This window comes from Mucilaginibacter sp. P5_A4 (assembly GCF_056400605.1).
Map to the genome: position 1 here is coordinate 1 of NZ_JBFUKX010000062.1, position 15,325 is coordinate 15,325.

A 15,325-nucleotide genomic window follows, 5' to 3' on the forward strand; every position below is an offset into this window, starting at 1 on the left:
ATATATCGCTATGCAATATTCCTTACATTCTGTTCAAACGCTAAAGGGTAAAAAGAAATGAGGCAGTATCTCTCTCTCAACATACCAATGGGTTGTTTGGGGCAAACTCTGCTCTCATTCCTCCTCACTTTATAATGCAAATTTATTTGCTTATATTATGACAACAAACATAGGAGTGGCAAACTCTAAAGTATGAATAACAGGGCAGCTTTGGGTTCTTCATTGTTTTTGATTTTATCAGGCACCAATGATCAGAAATCGACAATTTGTATTATGTAAATGAAAAAATATATCTAACTTTATAATACACAGCCTTTTACTTATAATGTCAGTCGAAACCAATAAAACTGTTTCACCTTTAAGTTGGGTTATTATAACCGGGTTGGGCTTTGTGTTGTTTGTGGCGGCCGCGGTAATACTTATGATCTTTAGCAATAAAGCCGCAAATTTAAGTCCGCAAGTTTATTTTTTTCTTTTGGTTTTTGTTGCCTTARTTGCATCGGGGTTTTTATTTGGTGCTTTAAAAGCGCACGCGAAATATAGCGGTAAACTGTTTAATGGCACTTTAGCGCTTGGTGGGCCTGCAGTGATTTTTTGCCTGATCATCTATTTTGGGTTAAAGCTTTCTCCGGAAGCTGATTCATTTAATATCAAATTCATTGTTTTTGGTGATGAAAGTAAAAATGAGCTGGTAAATGGCGGATTGCTTAAAGTTTTGTTCAATAAACCCGACTCAGCAAGGATCGAAAATGGTGTGGTAACTTTTACCGAACTGCCAACTAATTTATTAGGAAAAACCATTTCTGTTACTCCGGCGGTAATTGGTTTTTACCGGCAAAGCCAGCAGATAACCATTCCTGCTGATGGGCGAACGCCTATTGAGTTGCATCTAAAAAAACAAGCTGACTCTTTAACTATCAGTGGTTTGGTTGTAGATATGCAAGGTCAACCTGTCCCTAATGTGCTGATTGTACTGGCTAACGGGCTTTATAAAACCAGCGCCGATCAGTTAGGCAATTTCCGTTTTATCTTGCCTGTAAAAGATGGTACTGAGCTTCCGGTGAGAGTTTACCGGGAAAAAAAGTTGCGTTATAACAACACCCAGGTTTTTTCTTCAAAAATACCCCTTACTCTTCAACTGAATGAGTTATGAAAGCGATCATCAGCATAATAAGCTTGTGTATGGCCGGGTTTAGCGGTTATGGTCAAACTACTGTTTTTAAGGGGCAGCTATTAAACAACAATTCGGTAGTTAAAAACTATACAATAATTATTAACGGAAAACCGACAACAACAGACGATTCGGGAGTATTTACCACCGCCATAAGCAGCAGCGCCAACCAGCTTACCGTTCAGCCATCCGACAAAAATTATATCATTGCGTACCCAATGGGTGGCAGGGTACTGGTACCTAAAGACCCATTATTGTTGACCCAGATAGTGCTGGAAGGTTTCCAGTCAAACAGCCAGATCAAAAGCTACCTGGCATCATTGGCACAATTAAAAGCGGCGGCTAAAAAAGATCAATCCGAAACAAAAACATTACAGACAAAGATTGACTCCATTGCTTCCAACCTTAAAAAATCCGGTTATACCAATGATGACCTGAAAATAGCCCGGGAAAGGCAGGATGGTATTGATCTGTTTTACCCCGAGATCAGCGGTGCCCTGCAAAACTATATCCTGCAGGCACAAAGTTTAATGATTGCTTTTAAATTTATAGCTGTATACGCCTTCGTCAATATTAATGCGCTTAGCCAATACGCACAAACCCAAAGCGGATTTAACCAGGCGTTTGAAAAATTATATGTCAATTATCCTACTTACTCAAAAAAAATGGCCGACTACTGGGACGATCCATCACTCACTGCATCATTTGAAGGTATAGCTGACACATTAATTTATGGTATAGGCAAAAATAAGATCGTTCCTTTAAATGATCTGAAAAATCAGATCAATAAATATTTTCAGAACCAGGTAGCTGATAAGGATAAGGAGAGAGTTAAAAAAGAAATTCAATCACAAATAGCCGAACAGGTTCCAGGCATCACTGATCAGCTCAATGCTATGGAACTGCGTGTAAAACAATTTCTGAGCCGGTTAAAAAACTAATATTCATCAAATACTAAAACATATCAATCATGAAAAAGTTAAATTCATCACTTTATGTTATTTTATTAGTTATTACAGTTTTTTGTACCACAACCTGCGGCAAAGATTCTTCAGGTGGTGGTGTTGCAGTTCTTTTGGGCGACCTCATAGGTTTTTGGCAAAGCGGTAGTGATTCATTCACATTTCAGGAACAGAATGGCCAACTTGAGGGCAGTGGCACAGTTGGGGGTAAAACAGGAACGGTTACCAATGCCAGCATTAACAACACAGTATTTACTTTTGATTTGGTATTTAACGTTGGTAAAACCAGTTATAGCGGAACGATAGATGCATCAAAGAAAGTATTAAAATTAACCTCATCAGGAGCAACAGTTAACTTCAACAAACAATAATTGTTTATAAACCGTTTTGTAACCCAATAATAGCTCATCCTTGCGGTATTGAAGCTATTAATCTTTTTGTGTAATCTTCTTTAGGGCGATAATAAATATCATCGGGGTATCCTGTTTCAATGATCTCACCTTTATTCATTACCATCATACGGTCGGATATATGTTTGATTACGGCAAGATCGTGCGAGATGAAAATATAGGTCAGCTTAAACTCCTGCTGTAATTCGCGGATGAGGTTAAGTACCTGTGCCTGTACCGAAACATCCAACGCCGAAACCGATTCGTCGCAAATAATAAATTTAGGTTGCAGGGCCAACGCCCTGGCTATCACGATACGTTGCCTTTGTCCGCCCGAAAACTCATGCGGAAAACGGTTGAAATGTTCTGGCAGCAGATTTACTCTTTCCAATAACTCCAAAACATGTTTTTTGCGTTTTGTATTATTGGCATAAAACTGGTGTACCTGTAAAGGTTCCATTAAGGATTGACCAACCGTTAGTCGTGGATTTAAAGAGGAGTAAGGGTCCTGGAATATGATCTGGATGTTCCGCCGGATCTCTCGCAGGTCGTTCTTTTTCAAACTTCGTAAATCTGTGTTTTCAAAGCTGATATTACCTGCGGTAGGTTCTATTAACCTTAAAATAGATCTGCCCAAAGTGGTTTTGCCACAACCTGATTCACCTACCAGGCCAAGTGTTTCGCCGGGATAAACTTCAAAACTTACATTGTTAACAGCCTTGACCATATTTGCCGAATGCCCAAATAGCCCCGTTTTTACCGGGAACCATGTTGAAAGCTGATCTATTTTAAGTAATGGCTGCTGCTTATACAGTTCCTTTTTTCGTTCGGCTATTTCCTGCTCAGGATAGTTATACAATGCCCTGATGTTTTCTATTGTCACTGATGACTTATTACCAGCACCATCAATATCAAAAAAATCGGCTACAACCGGAAGCTTTTTTAAATGTTGATTTGGTGAAGGTCGACAAGCCAGCAGGCCCCTGGTATAAGGGTGTTTAGGGTTTGCAAATAAGTCACCTACTTTAGCTTCCTCCACAATTTCGCCTTTATACATCACCATAACCCGGTCTGCAATTTCTTTTATCACGCCTAAATCATGCGATATGAATATCAAACTCATATGCCGAACGGTTTTTAGATTAAGCAAAAGTTCAATGATGGTTTTTTGTACAGTTACATCCAATGCAGTTGTAGGCTCATCAGCTATCAATATCTCCGGGTTGCAACACAGTGCCATCGCTATCATTACCCGTTGCTTTTGCCCACCAGAGATTTGGTGCGGGTAGCTATCAAAAATAGCCTCGGGGCGGGGGAGTTTTACCTCGTTAAAAAGTTCGAGGGTTTTCTTTTTTGCGTCGGTTTTGGATACTTTTAAATGCAGTTGGATAGCCTCGGTAAGTTGAAAACCACAGGTAAGTACCGGGTTAAGCGAGGTCATGGGCTCCTGGAAAATCATAGCCATACGATTGCCGCGGATATGGCGCATATCAGCTTCGGAAATTTTGCAAAGACTAACATCATTTAAAAGGACTTCGCCGCCAATTACAGTTTGATGCTCATTCAACAAACGCATCAGCGCAAGCGAAGTAACCGACTTACCAGAACCAGATTCACCAACTATACCGATAGTTTCACCTTTTTTTAAATTAAAGGATATGTTTTTTACTGCAGAAAATAAGCCATCTCCAGTTTTAAAACTAATTGCAAGGTTTTTTACTTTCAGCATTATTGCCCTACTATAGTTATCATTTCATCTTTAATTAATTCTTCGCCCCGGTAACGTCTTATCAGTTGCGCTGTAGCTACCACATCTTTTTGACAATAGGTACAAATACGGTCGAGCTGGTTTTCGTTCCAATAAACATGCCCCACCATGCTGCCGTCAATATCATCTTTTGATGTAGGAATATCAAAAATAGCGGTAAGCAGGTTTAGCGATGTGTAATTTTTATAATCACCAAATTTCCATAGTTCCATGGTATCCAAATGGATTATTTCCCATGGCTTTTTGCCCGCGAGCTGCAATTGTGGCGGAAAAGGCAGGCCATTGATCAATAACCTGCGGCATATATACGGGAAATCAAATTCTTTACCATTATGTGCAACCAATATTAAATTGGCGGGCTGGTTAAACAGCATTGCAGAGAACCTGATTAAAAGATCTTTTTCATCGTGCCCGGCAAACGACTTGATGCGTAATCCGGTATTCTTGCCTGCGGTAAATATCCCGGCAGATATGCAGACAATCTTACCAAATTCAGCCCAAATACCCGCACGTTCGTAATAATCTTCGGGGGTATCATCCTTACGCTGATATTGCGTTTTTTGCTCCCATAGTTTTTGCAGGTGTTCGGGCACCTCATCGTGGGTACTGTATTGTGGTACCGTTTCAATATCAATTACCAGTAAATTGTGCAGATCATACTGTTCAAGCATGCGGGATTATAATTATTGAGCCAATATAATAATTTAAGTTTTGAGTAATGGGTTTTGATGGATGAGATTACACGGCAATTACCAAGCGTACCCTTATCATAAACCTTCCGCTCACTTACGACGTGTTTACCACTTCCTTGCGGCACCCTTAGCAATTACTTACCCAATACCTCAAAGCCAATATTGATAGTATTCCCATTACCATCAACCAAAGTAAGTATGTGTTTACCTGGAGGTGGGTTTAAAGCCATCTGGTGAAAGTCTTTGGTTTCGCCAACGTATTGATCATCCAGGTGCCAAAAGATCTTCATGCCGGGTAAACGGTGGGCGGCATTGCAGATCATCCGCCCGCGGGTACCATCTGCTTCAAGAGGGACGTATATTTTAGCGCCATCTTTAGGGTAAATCACTTCCATGGTGTTGTTGTTTTCTGCTTGTATACATCCCTCCCGGAATGGCGGCAACACATGATACTGGTAATCGCGTGCTTTGTAATAATACTCCATGGAAGGGGGCAGCACAAACCACTTTTTATTAATCATATTATCCGGCGATTCACAGTTCCCGTTCACCTGGCATTTGCCATCAGCAGATAAATGGATCAGTTGGTGATAGGGGCAAACCGGGGCCTTTAAGCCACTTTTAGGTACCAGCATTTCGTCTGCATCAGCACAATATTGCCCGGCACGGTAGCCACTTTGATGGCATACGTTAATTTTTACCATTTCGCCTGTAGGCATCTCAAACCAATCCCTCGAAACAGGCAATAATCTGAAGATCTCGAACAGGGCAGGCGCAGCTGTATTTATTCCTGTTAAGCCCGGCCTGCCTTCGCCATCAGTATTGCCTACCCAAACACCCACAACATATTTGGGTGTGATGCCTATGGCCCAGCCGTCACGGAAGCCAAAGCTTGTACCGGTTTTCCAGGCTATCCGCTGGGTGGAGCTGAATTGCTGCCATAGCATTTCTTCCCCCGGGCGCATTACTTCTTCCATTGCCTGGAAAGTGTAATATATAGATGCCGCATCCAGCAGGCCCGACTTTTCTAAAGAAGGTTTATCGGTTGACTGCCTGCTATAAACCGGGCTATGGAAATCAGCAGGATCATATTTGCCGTTGTATTTATTGTAATGGTTAAGCACCCGGGCCATATCGGCATAGGCGCCGCTTAATTCCCAAAGCGTGTTCTCGCCGCCACCCAATATTAGCGAAAGCCCGTAATGATCTGCGGGTTTGGTTAGTGTGGTAATGCCGGCCTTCTGTAAAAAATCATAAAACCGCTCATATTTAAATTGCTGCAGCATTTTTACAGCTGGTACATTTAACGAACGTGATAATGCCCTTGATGCCGGTACCGCGCCATCATAACCCAAATCAAAGTTTTCGGGGTGATAGCCGGCAATAAGCGTGGGAACATCAGGAATAAGGCTGTTAGGGAGTATTAGCCCGCTATGCAGCATAGATGCATATAACAGGGGTTTTAATGTACTGCCCGGACTACGGGGCGCATCTATCACATCAACATCGCTTTCCATTTGCGGGTCTTCGTGGTGCGTGATATTGCCTGCATAGGCCAGTGTTTGCCCGGTTTCTACATCAAGTACAATTGCGGCAATGTTGTTGATATCATTGGCCTTTAACACCTGGTGATGCTGCTCCAGTATATCGTTTACCTGTTGCTGCAAGGCAGATTTTATACTTGTCTGGATCCGGGTATCTCCTGATGGTTTGGCATGATGATCATTTTTAAAACGCTGCAACAGGTGAGGGGCAAGTGAAGGCAGGGGCATTGGTTTTTCGGGCACAGGTTCTAACTGCGCGAGGGTTGCCGTTGTACTATCAATAATGCCTTGTTTATAAAGCCGGGTTAGCAGTAAATTGCGTTTTTTTAATAAAATGAGCCTGTTTCTGCCGGGGTGTACCAGCGAAGGGGAATTTGGTAAAACCGCCATAGCAGCCATTTCACCCCAGGAAAGTTTATCGGGACTGCGCCCGAAATACCGCCATGATGCGGCATCTAGTCCAATTACATTGGTGCCAAAAGGAGCATTGCTGGCATAAAGTGCTAGTATTTCGCTCTTGCTGTAAGTAAGTTCAAGTCGGAGGGCCATAAAGATCTCCAGAAGCTTGTTCCAGATGTTGCGTTTATGTTTGGTTGCCAGGCGTATTACCTGCATGGTTAGCGTACTGCCGCCACTGGTAACCTTTTTGGATAATATGTTGTGTTTAAGGGCACGACCAAATGCAAGGGCATCAAAGCCGGGGTGATGTTCAAATCGTTTATCTTCAAAAGCAATAATACACAGTTTGAATTTTTCGGGCACGCTATCATTATAAGGGAAGCGCCACTGGCCGTCTGATGCGATGGATGCCCCTAATAACTGACCCTGATCGTCATCGATTACATAGGATGTAGGGCTTTTAAATAATGGCCTGGGCAAACAAAACCCGAACAATAAGGTTAAAACAGACAACAATACAAGCAGAAATATTATTTTTGGCTTTTGTAAGTAAGTTTTAATTCGTTTTAATACAGCTTGCATCAAAATATTTTCGATAAAGATATATCTAAAGCTTTATACTGATATCATATCCGTAACCGGATAGCTTGATAAAAAACAATAAATGGGCATACAAAAACTATCAATTATAATTCCGGCTTATAACGAAGGTAACACCATACACTTGATTTTGGATAAAATTAAATCGGTTAATCTTACCAACGATATCCAAAAAGAGGTGATCATAATAAACGATTGCTCAAAGGATAATACCGAGTTGGCCATTAATACCTACAAACAAACTAACCCGGGTCTTGATATCCAATATTTTAAACATGAGGTTAACAAGGGTAAAGGAGCTGCCCTGCACACCGGTATATCCAAGGCCACAGGTGATTATCTTATCATTCAGGACGCTGATTTAGAGTATGATCCTGCTGAATACAATGACCTGCTTAAACCCGTAGTTAACGGTTTTGCCGATGTAGTTTATGGATCGAGGTTTATGGGGAGCAATCCGCATAGAATATTGTTCTTTTGGCATACTATTGGTAACAGGTGGCTTACGTTTGCATCAAACATGTTTAGTAATTTAAACCTTACTGATATGGAAACCTGCTATAAGTTATTTAACACCAAAATGTTACAGGCTATTTCGCTTACCGAAAAACGTTTTGGTTTTGAACCGGAAGTAACCATCAAAGTGTCAAGGGTACCAAAAATCAGGATTTATGAAGTTGGTATTTCATACTATGGACGTACCTATGAGGAAGGCAAGAAGATTGGGTGGAAAGATGGTGTAAGAGCTATTTATTGTATTTTGAAGTATGGCCTTTTTAAATCTAAGTAGATTAGTTAAAACCTAAGGCTTTACAAAATTCACCAAAGCTTTTTTTACTTATACTCCAGTCAGGAGCCTTTATTTTACCCCAGGCCTTTGGGTTGTCGTACAAATTAAAGTAACATACGCCAAAAACCTGGTCGTTTTTGTTAATTGTGCCTGCTGCCTCCTTTAACCAGTTTGTTTGGTAATCTTCCGGCCCTTTAACTCCAAATTCGGTTATAAATATAGGCTTGTTGATAAACCGCATTCTGTATATTTTACGATTAAATATGTTGCTGAATGCTTCCTGTTTATTAGGGTCGGTTATATTTTTGTCTGGTAAACCATATATAGCTATGCTAACGTAATCAACAACATCATTGCCCGGATAAAAATCTATTGATCCCCTGTCTCCGGCAGGTCCCCATACTTTGTGAATATTGGCGAAGTTATTAGCAAAGTGCATAAAGTACCTGAAAGCGTTAATATACTTTATTGGGTCCTGGCTTTGCCATCCGTACCGGTGGATAGGTATTTCCATTTCATGCGCAAAGCGTAAATAAACATCCTGCTTAACCCCGGAAATGATTTTAAAAAACTTTTTAATTTCGTTATCATATTGCCCGTTTAAAACACTTGTTAAGGCATCAGGTGGCGTTTTTGTAGTGCAGGTATCGCGCCATGGCTCCATGGTAATTATTGGAACATGGCTTCTCAAAATAATATCATTGAAACGTTTATTAAATTCGCCGTTTTGAATGTCGCCCCAGTTTGTAAAAATATGCTCGGTTGTTATTTGATGCTCTCCAATTAATTTCTTATTCGCATCATATACACCAATCAATAATTTCTTCCTGGTTGGTTTTTGTTTAATGACCGCCAAAAAATTATCCGAAGAATAAATGGTGTTTTTATACTTCTCCATGGTTGCAGCAACTTCCGAAAGCCAATTTTTGTTAAAAGTGGCCGGAGTGATTTTGTCGGATCCTAATATTAAAACAGGTTTGTTAACAAATCTCATCCTGTGCAATTTTTGCCTTAACATTTCCGAAGCGGATTCATAATGGACGGGATCGGCAACCGAATAGTTTTCTGAAATATTACCCATTGTAATACCCGCAACGTCCACATATCGGGAGCCAGGCCAATACTCTGTATCGCCGGGATAACCAGAAGGTCCCCATACTATTTTTACGTTGGGCGCATCCTTTTTGATATGGCTGGCAAAATAGTTGAAAGATTTTATATACAATTGCGGCGATTGGAATTGCCAGGGATATTGGTAAGCGGGCACTTCCATGTCGGGGTTCCAGCGTATAAAAACCTGGTGGTGACTTAAAGACACTATTGCACCTAATTCTTTTATTTTTTTATCAAACGTGCCGTTAAGGGTTTCGGTAAGTACGTTGTTGGTTGAGCTTGTTAAACTGCTTTTATGCCAGGTTTCAATAGTAAGCAGCACATCGCCTTTATTTAAAGCGTTCATTAAATACTTTTTGTTAAACCAGACCCCGGTGTTTTTCCATATAAGGGAGTAGTGCCCGATGCTTTCGGGATGTGTAACATCAATTCTTTTTTCAGGATCGTAAATGCAAACTACAGGCTCAAAACTTCTTGCGATGTACTCATCAACCAATACCGATTTTATATAAGGTTTGCCAAACCTTATAGCAATAAAAGCCAGGATAATGGTAATCAGTATAATTATATATAAAAGGTTTCTCTTGTTCTTCACAATGTGGTTTTTGTAATTACTTACCGGTATTTCAACTCTTAAAAACTACAGCGGTATATTTAATATAGATAGCGTTGTAGTTATATTTTCTCCTTTTGAACCAATTAAATAAAGCCTGTATAACGCCGCGTTTTTTGGAATAGTTACATTAATATCTGGTCCTGTGCCAAGCTTTTCCATAGATATTGCATTGCCATCTGCATTCGTTTTAACAAGGTACCACTCAAAATTTAATCCCGTATTTAAGAACCCTGCCATATGCCAGTTATTGTTAAGATAAACTAAGGCATGATATGGTAATGAACTCTCTTCGTTGGTTGTTAACGCCGGACGCAATATCTTAATTGCCGGTAAGCTGTTGTTTGCAACGTTTCCATGCCAGTGCTTACTTAGTTGATAAAGAGCAGGTTTGTTGCGTCCCCAAACATCTTTTAAACCATTAAATGTTACAGTTGTGGCAGCTTGCATATCCTGCCAGTTATCAACGAATACGCCATTGTTGTTTTCCTTTAATCGCAGGTAAGCCTGGACATTGGCATTACTGAAGAAATAAGGCACTTTTAAGTTTTTTATTTGATCTTTTCCTGATGCGTTTTCCGGTAATATTAATCCATAGGAGTCAATTTCGGGTACATGGGTATGTAATATTCCTACTGTTTCTTCCAGCATTGGCGAAACTAAAACATCTACTGTGACCATCCTTTGTGGATCCGCTGCCTTTATGTCTTTAACTAATTGCCTTAACCAAAGTAAATAATCTTGTTGATGATAAAATAGCTCTGGTTTATAATAGTAATCAGCCAGTTTTTGTAATGGATAATTTCCTATATTCCAGGCAATAATACTTTTATTGTCTTTGTTTTGATCTACAGATTTGAGAATGCTTTTCTTTAGGTTATCTAAAAATGCAGGGTCATTAATGAAATTAACCGGTTCCTGAATCCAGAAACCATAGAAAATTTTTAAACCTAACCTATTGGCAACATCAAATATAGTACGGTCATATATATTAGCACCATATAATTTAACTGTGTTCACTCCGGCTTTTTTCATTTCAGTTAAATCGTTTACAACGGTTTCTTTTGTAAGCGCCACTGAGTTTCTATACCAATATTGTCCTTTAGTATAATTAACGCCATGAGCAGACAAAAACATGGCATTACTGTCAATTTTATAAACGGGCGAATTTGAGTTGCTTGCAGGCGAAAAGATCCGGTTTGATATTTCGGATTTCATCTTTGATTTTATTGAAGGAGAAAGCTTACCTAATAGTGGCACCTTCCAGTCAATTGTGCCGGTACTTCCATCCGGTAAATTTTTATCGATGTCCGAATTAAAAAGTACATATCCCTTAATTTCCGGAAATTTGCTTTTAATGCTTCTCATCCCATTTTTTAACCATTCGTCCTGATGACCGGCTAATTTTACCGAGCCCATTTCGGCCACCATTACCGGTAATCCCGAATTTTCAATTAGTTTGTGATAAGGACTGTATAATTGCTCAAAAGAATATGATTTTTTATCCTCATTATATTCACCAAAATTTAAACCGGTGATACCTATCCAGTCTACGAAATCTTTACCGGGAAAATATTCCTTAACAGCTGTTTGTTTCCATGGATTCCAAACCCAAACGACATTGTAAACATTGTTATTTATAAAAAGCTGGTGCACATATTTCCATGCAGCTTTAAACTCCACGGCTGTATTATCGCCGGTTGATGACCATGGATAAAAAGGGTTATCTGCCTCATGAGCAAATCTTAAAAAAACGGGCTTTTTAAGATCTTTTATCTGCAGGGCAAATTGTTTAATGTAGGCGTCAAACTTTCCGCCCGTAACATTAGCAAAAACCTTTTTTTCATTATAAATATGTCCGGCGGAATCCGGGGATTCAAACAGAGTTTCCCATGGCTCCCAGGTAATCATTGGGATGGAGCCATTTTTATAAACGGAATCAATTTGGCGCGAAGGCAGGAAGCATTTTGGTTGATCGCCCCAGGGTATATAGAAGGATATGATATCTGCATGTGTTTTATTGGCATCCTGATATACTTTTACAAGTTTTATAGAGGATAGCCCGTTTGGTTCCTGAGGCGCAAATATCCCGGAAAGAAACATGCTTTTTTTCTTGATCATCGGATATTTATCTTCGCCCGACGGCTTATAATTAAACATGTAAATGCTCGAACAAGCTATCAGTACCGTTAACATCAGGGCGCCGCTTCTGATACCAGAATATAGCCTGCGCCTAAACAGCCAGAAAAGTCTTTTAAAACTACTTATTTTAAGAACCAGGTTTGCAATTACCGGGTGGTGGTTTTTATATGCTCTGAATTTGAATTGTACGCTGGCCAATAGCGTAAAAATCATAAATAAACAGTTTAAACCGGCAACACCCGCCATAAAAAGGGTAAAAGGATTCCAGTCGTTATATAAACTATAAACTATGGCTGTTAATGATATGGTTAAAACAGCAATGTTTGGTAAATTAATTTTGAAGTTATTTTCTTTGCCAACATCCTTTGGCGTAGGTAAATAAGGTACATTTTTTCTGATGATAGTGTAAATAAGGCCAAGGTTAAACACCCACCATGTTCCAATCAGCAAAAGTCCGCCAACAACATGGAAACCTCGTTCTGAATCTTCCATAACCCAGCGTTGTACATAATGCCTTATAAGTACAACGGAGGTGATAAAGGGAAGACAAATGATTGAAAAAGTTGAAAAATCAATCTTGAATGGAAAAACACCAAAGAATAAGGAAATAACAGGTATTGAAAAATTGATTAGAAATATAATTCCCGACAGGTAAAATAAAGGGATAAGACCATAGTGTAATTTTTGCCGCCATGTAAATTTGGTAAATAGCTTAACATAAGATGTAACCAACAATTCAAATACTCCGCGCGACCATTTTAATTGCTGCTTATAATAAGCCGATATGGTTGCCGGTACCAATCCCCTGGCCAATACCGCGGGTATGTAAACAGATTGCCAGCCCTCGGCATGTAATTGCATCGCTGTATGCATATCCTCGGCCAACCCGGCGGCATGGCCGCCTATTGACTCCAGTGCCGTTCGTCGGAATGTACAGTTAGCGCCAATTGCAAGTACGGTTCCATACTTGTTCATGGTCATCATCATGGGGCCGTAAAACTGGTAAGTTTGTTGAGCCGCTCCCTTGGCAATTAATCCTTGGTTTGCATTGTAATAAGCTTGTACAATTTGTACAAAACCAATTTTTTGATTATTAAAGTGCGATACTATAGGGTCAAGAAATTCTGGAAAGGGAATATGGTCTGGGTCAAGTACAACGCAAAGTTCGCCGGTAGATTGCTGTAAGGCATTATTTATATTTCCGGCTTTAGCGTTAATTTTATTGATGCGGGTTACATGGTTGATATTGTTTTTTTTGCAAAATTCTTTAAGGTAGGGGTCATCAGCTTCGTCACAAAGGTAGGTGGTATGCGGATACGTGATATTTTGAATGGCTGTAAGCGTTTCAATTATCATCTCGTACGGTTCGCCGGCGCAAAAGGTGGTAAAAATATCAACAGTATATTCTTTTTCATGTGCAGGCGTAGGCGGAACTGTGATATGCCAGTAATGATACCATTCGTAAAGTATTTTAAAGCAGGTAAAAACGAAGGTTATTATTAAAAGTATATAAAGCGGTAAATAGCCTGCAACCGATCTGCTTAACAGGCTATTTAAAAAAAAGCCCATACTGCCAATGCCTATTAATATTATGACCCGTAAAATTAATAGCTGCTTCCTGGTTGGTTTTAGTATTTTTTCGGCCTTCATCTATTATCAACTACATAAAATGGTACATTGGCGGTTGAAAAATTGCCAAATCGGTCATAAACGGTAACAAATAAACGGTAGGGTCCTTCCTTTAACGGTGTACGGAAAGAAACGGTTGTATTTTTCTGCGAAATAAACAAATGTTCAACGGTTTTTTGTTTATTTTGATTGGCATCCCTACTTGTTTTATACCAGTCTTCGGGTTTTATTTGCCATTTATATGATAATCCTACGGTATCTGCATTAGCCATATAAAGCCGGGCATATGTAATGGTATCGGGTTTAAAAAGAATATTATCTCTTGCTCCTTTATCGTTAACCAATACGTAATTAATTTGAGGGGCAGCATGTTGCGGCCATTTAGAAGTCCAAATATATTGCATGGTACCAACTGTTTCAGAAGCTGCACCATTTTCGTCAAAAAGACTAAACCACGTTGAAGTATATTCCTGTTTATGGCCCCAATAAAACACAAGTGAACCTAAAAAATTTGGATTATTTACCGGCATAAACTGTTTGTGTATGGCCAGATTTTGTTCAGCCTTTTTAGTGCTTGTGGGTTCAATATACGCACCCCATAGCGTATGTTCATGATCTGCCCAGGGGCCGTCATTTCCCCATTCGGTTATCAAAAACGGACCGTCCCAAAACCATTCAAAATCTTTCAGTTCTTTATTTAACGATCTGATATCCCCAAAAACGTTGAATGATATAACATCGATTTTCGTTTTAAATTTTATATTAATGATGTTTCTTCGCTGAAAGTTAATTATTGTAGTGGTTACCGGGTGGTTAGGATCAATGGTATGAATCACATCAACAATATGATTAATAGCTGTATAAAATGGATTGTAATTGGGCTTATATGGAAAATCAAGCTCGTTTCCTATACACCAGAATAAGATAGACGGATGATTCCTGTATTTTTCAACCAGCGAAGTATAGCTATTAAACATTTTTGTAAGCTGTGCCGAATTGGTATAAAACAGATCTAATTTATCGGTAAAAGGGTTTTTACTATATGGCATCGGCAATCCTACAATTACAGCTAAATGATTTAAATCGGCTTCTTTTAAAATGGCTTCAAGATTGGTAGTATCCCAGGTTCTGATGGTGTTGCCACCGGCCTCTTTTAGTTTTTTAAGGTTAGTATAACCCGCAGCTCCTTTGATAACAAAAGGTTTGCCATGCCAGTATAATGTATATTTTCCTTTTACACGGTCGATATGTACTGTTCTTTGAGAATTTATAACTGGCTTAGGTTTACAATTAGAAAAAAAAAGAGGGATGATTAAAACTATAAATTTGATTAAAAGAGACTGAACACAATGAAACCTATTTTTATTAAAGCGATACGGAACTGTAGTTTTTAATTTGGAGTTAAAAAGCCCGAGGCGCAGCATAATTGGTTGATGAAGGAAGGCTAATGTAGTCATTTAGGTAATTTATTATCAAACTTATTCATCTTCGAAATGTAATTTGCCTGTAAATC

10 protein-coding genes are annotated in these 15,325 nt (G+C 39.4%); 4 read left to right on the plus strand and 6 right to left on the minus strand.

Annotated features, from left to right (window positions below; translation table 11 throughout):
- Positions 1-325 precede the first annotated feature (325 nt).
- Genes AC1DQW_RS24820 through AC1DQW_RS24830 form a run of 3 tightly spaced genes read left to right on the plus strand, consistent with a single transcriptional unit; the run spans position 326 to position 2,504 of the window.
- Complete coding sequence (locus AC1DQW_RS24820; RefSeq protein WP_477456506.1) at positions 326-1,153, plus strand: carboxypeptidase-like regulatory domain-containing protein; 828 nt, start codon at positions 326-328, stop codon at positions 1,151-1,153.
- Positions 1,150-2,112, plus strand: coding sequence for a hypothetical protein (locus tag AC1DQW_RS24825; protein ID WP_477456507.1), 963 nt, complete (start codon positions 1,150-1,152; stop codon positions 2,110-2,112). Before AC1DQW_RS24820 ends, AC1DQW_RS24825 begins: the two co-directional genes overlap by 4 nt.
- 29 nt (positions 2,113-2,141) lie before the next feature.
- Complete coding sequence (locus AC1DQW_RS24830; protein WP_477456508.1) at positions 2,142-2,504, plus strand: hypothetical protein; 363 nt, start codon at positions 2,142-2,144, stop codon at positions 2,502-2,504.
- 34 nt (positions 2,505-2,538) lie between these two features.
- On the opposite strand, the gene AC1DQW_RS24835 is transcribed toward AC1DQW_RS24830, so the two are convergent.
- The 3 genes from AC1DQW_RS24835 to pbpC all read right to left on the minus strand — a co-directional run bounded on the left by AC1DQW_RS24835 (position 2,539) and on the right by pbpC (position 7,507).
- A complete protein-coding gene (locus AC1DQW_RS24835) occupies positions 2,539-4,251 on the minus strand; it encodes an ABC transporter ATP-binding protein (protein ID WP_477456509.1) in 1,713 nt (570 codons plus the stop codon).
- A complete protein-coding gene (locus AC1DQW_RS24840) occupies positions 4,251-4,961 on the minus strand; it encodes a 3'-5' exonuclease (RefSeq protein WP_477456510.1) in 711 nt (236 codons plus the stop codon). The genes AC1DQW_RS24835 and AC1DQW_RS24840 overlap by 1 nt, the downstream gene beginning before the upstream one ends.
- Positions 4,962-5,116: 155 nt before the next feature.
- Positions 5,117-7,507, minus strand: a complete 2,391-nt coding sequence (gene pbpC / locus AC1DQW_RS24845; RefSeq protein ID WP_477456511.1) for a penicillin-binding protein 1C — start codon at positions 7,505-7,507, stop codon at positions 5,117-5,119.
- An 82-nt stretch (positions 7,508-7,589) separates the two neighbouring features.
- Between pbpC and AC1DQW_RS24850 the strand changes: the two genes are divergently transcribed.
- Positions 7,590-8,315 (plus strand): glycosyltransferase family 2 protein, encoded by a 726-nt coding sequence (locus AC1DQW_RS24850; RefSeq protein WP_477456512.1) that lies wholly within the window; start codon positions 7,590-7,592, stop codon positions 8,313-8,315.
- A 1-nt stretch (position 8,316) separates the two neighbouring features.
- Here AC1DQW_RS24850 and AC1DQW_RS24855 read toward each other — a convergent pair whose 3' ends face one another.
- From AC1DQW_RS24855 to AC1DQW_RS24865, 3 genes are read right to left on the minus strand one after another with little or no spacing between them, the layout of a single operon-like run.
- Entirely contained in the window at positions 8,317-10,023 is a 1,707-nt protein-coding gene (locus AC1DQW_RS24855; RefSeq protein ID WP_477456513.1) for a hypothetical protein, read from the minus strand.
- Positions 10,024-10,068: 45 nt separating this feature from the next.
- Positions 10,069-13,833 (minus strand): glycosyltransferase family 2 protein, encoded by a 3,765-nt coding sequence (locus AC1DQW_RS24860; protein ID WP_477456514.1) that lies wholly within the window; start codon positions 13,831-13,833, stop codon positions 10,069-10,071.
- A complete protein-coding gene (locus AC1DQW_RS24865; RefSeq protein ID WP_477456515.1) occupies positions 13,830-15,269 on the minus strand; it encodes a glycoside hydrolase family 2 TIM barrel-domain containing protein in 1,440 nt (479 codons plus the stop codon). The genes AC1DQW_RS24860 and AC1DQW_RS24865 overlap by 4 nt, the downstream gene beginning before the upstream one ends.
- Between the last annotated feature and the right edge of the window lie 56 nt (positions 15,270-15,325).

Excerpts from the sequence above, each read along its gene's own strand:
- AC1DQW_RS24825 (WP_477456507.1), top strand. The coding sequence starts at position 1,150 with ATGAAAGCGATCATCAGCATAATAAGCTTGTGTATGGCCGGGTTTAGC.
- AC1DQW_RS24830 (WP_477456508.1), top strand. The coding sequence starts at position 2,142 with ATGAAAAAGTTAAATTCATCACTTTATGTTATTTTATTAGTTATTACA.
- AC1DQW_RS24835 (WP_477456509.1), bottom strand. The coding sequence starts at position 4,251 with ATGCTGAAAGTAAAAAACCTTGCAATTAGTTTTAAAACTGGAGATGGC.
- AC1DQW_RS24840 (WP_477456510.1), bottom strand. The coding sequence starts at position 4,961 with ATGCTTGAACAGTATGATCTGCACAATTTACTGGTAATTGATATTGAA.
- pbpC (WP_477456511.1), bottom strand. The coding sequence starts at position 7,507 with ATGCAAGCTGTATTAAAACGAATTAAAACTTACTTACAAAAGCCAAAA.
- AC1DQW_RS24850 (WP_477456512.1), top strand. The coding sequence starts at position 7,590 with ATGGGCATACAAAAACTATCAATTATAATTCCGGCTTATAACGAAGGT.
- AC1DQW_RS24860 (WP_477456514.1), bottom strand. The coding sequence starts at position 13,833 with ATGAAGGCCGAAAAAATACTAAAACCAACCAGGAAGCAGCTATTAATT.
- AC1DQW_RS24865 (WP_477456515.1), bottom strand. The coding sequence starts at position 15,269 with ATGACTACATTAGCCTTCCTTCATCAACCAATTATGCTGCGCCTCGGG.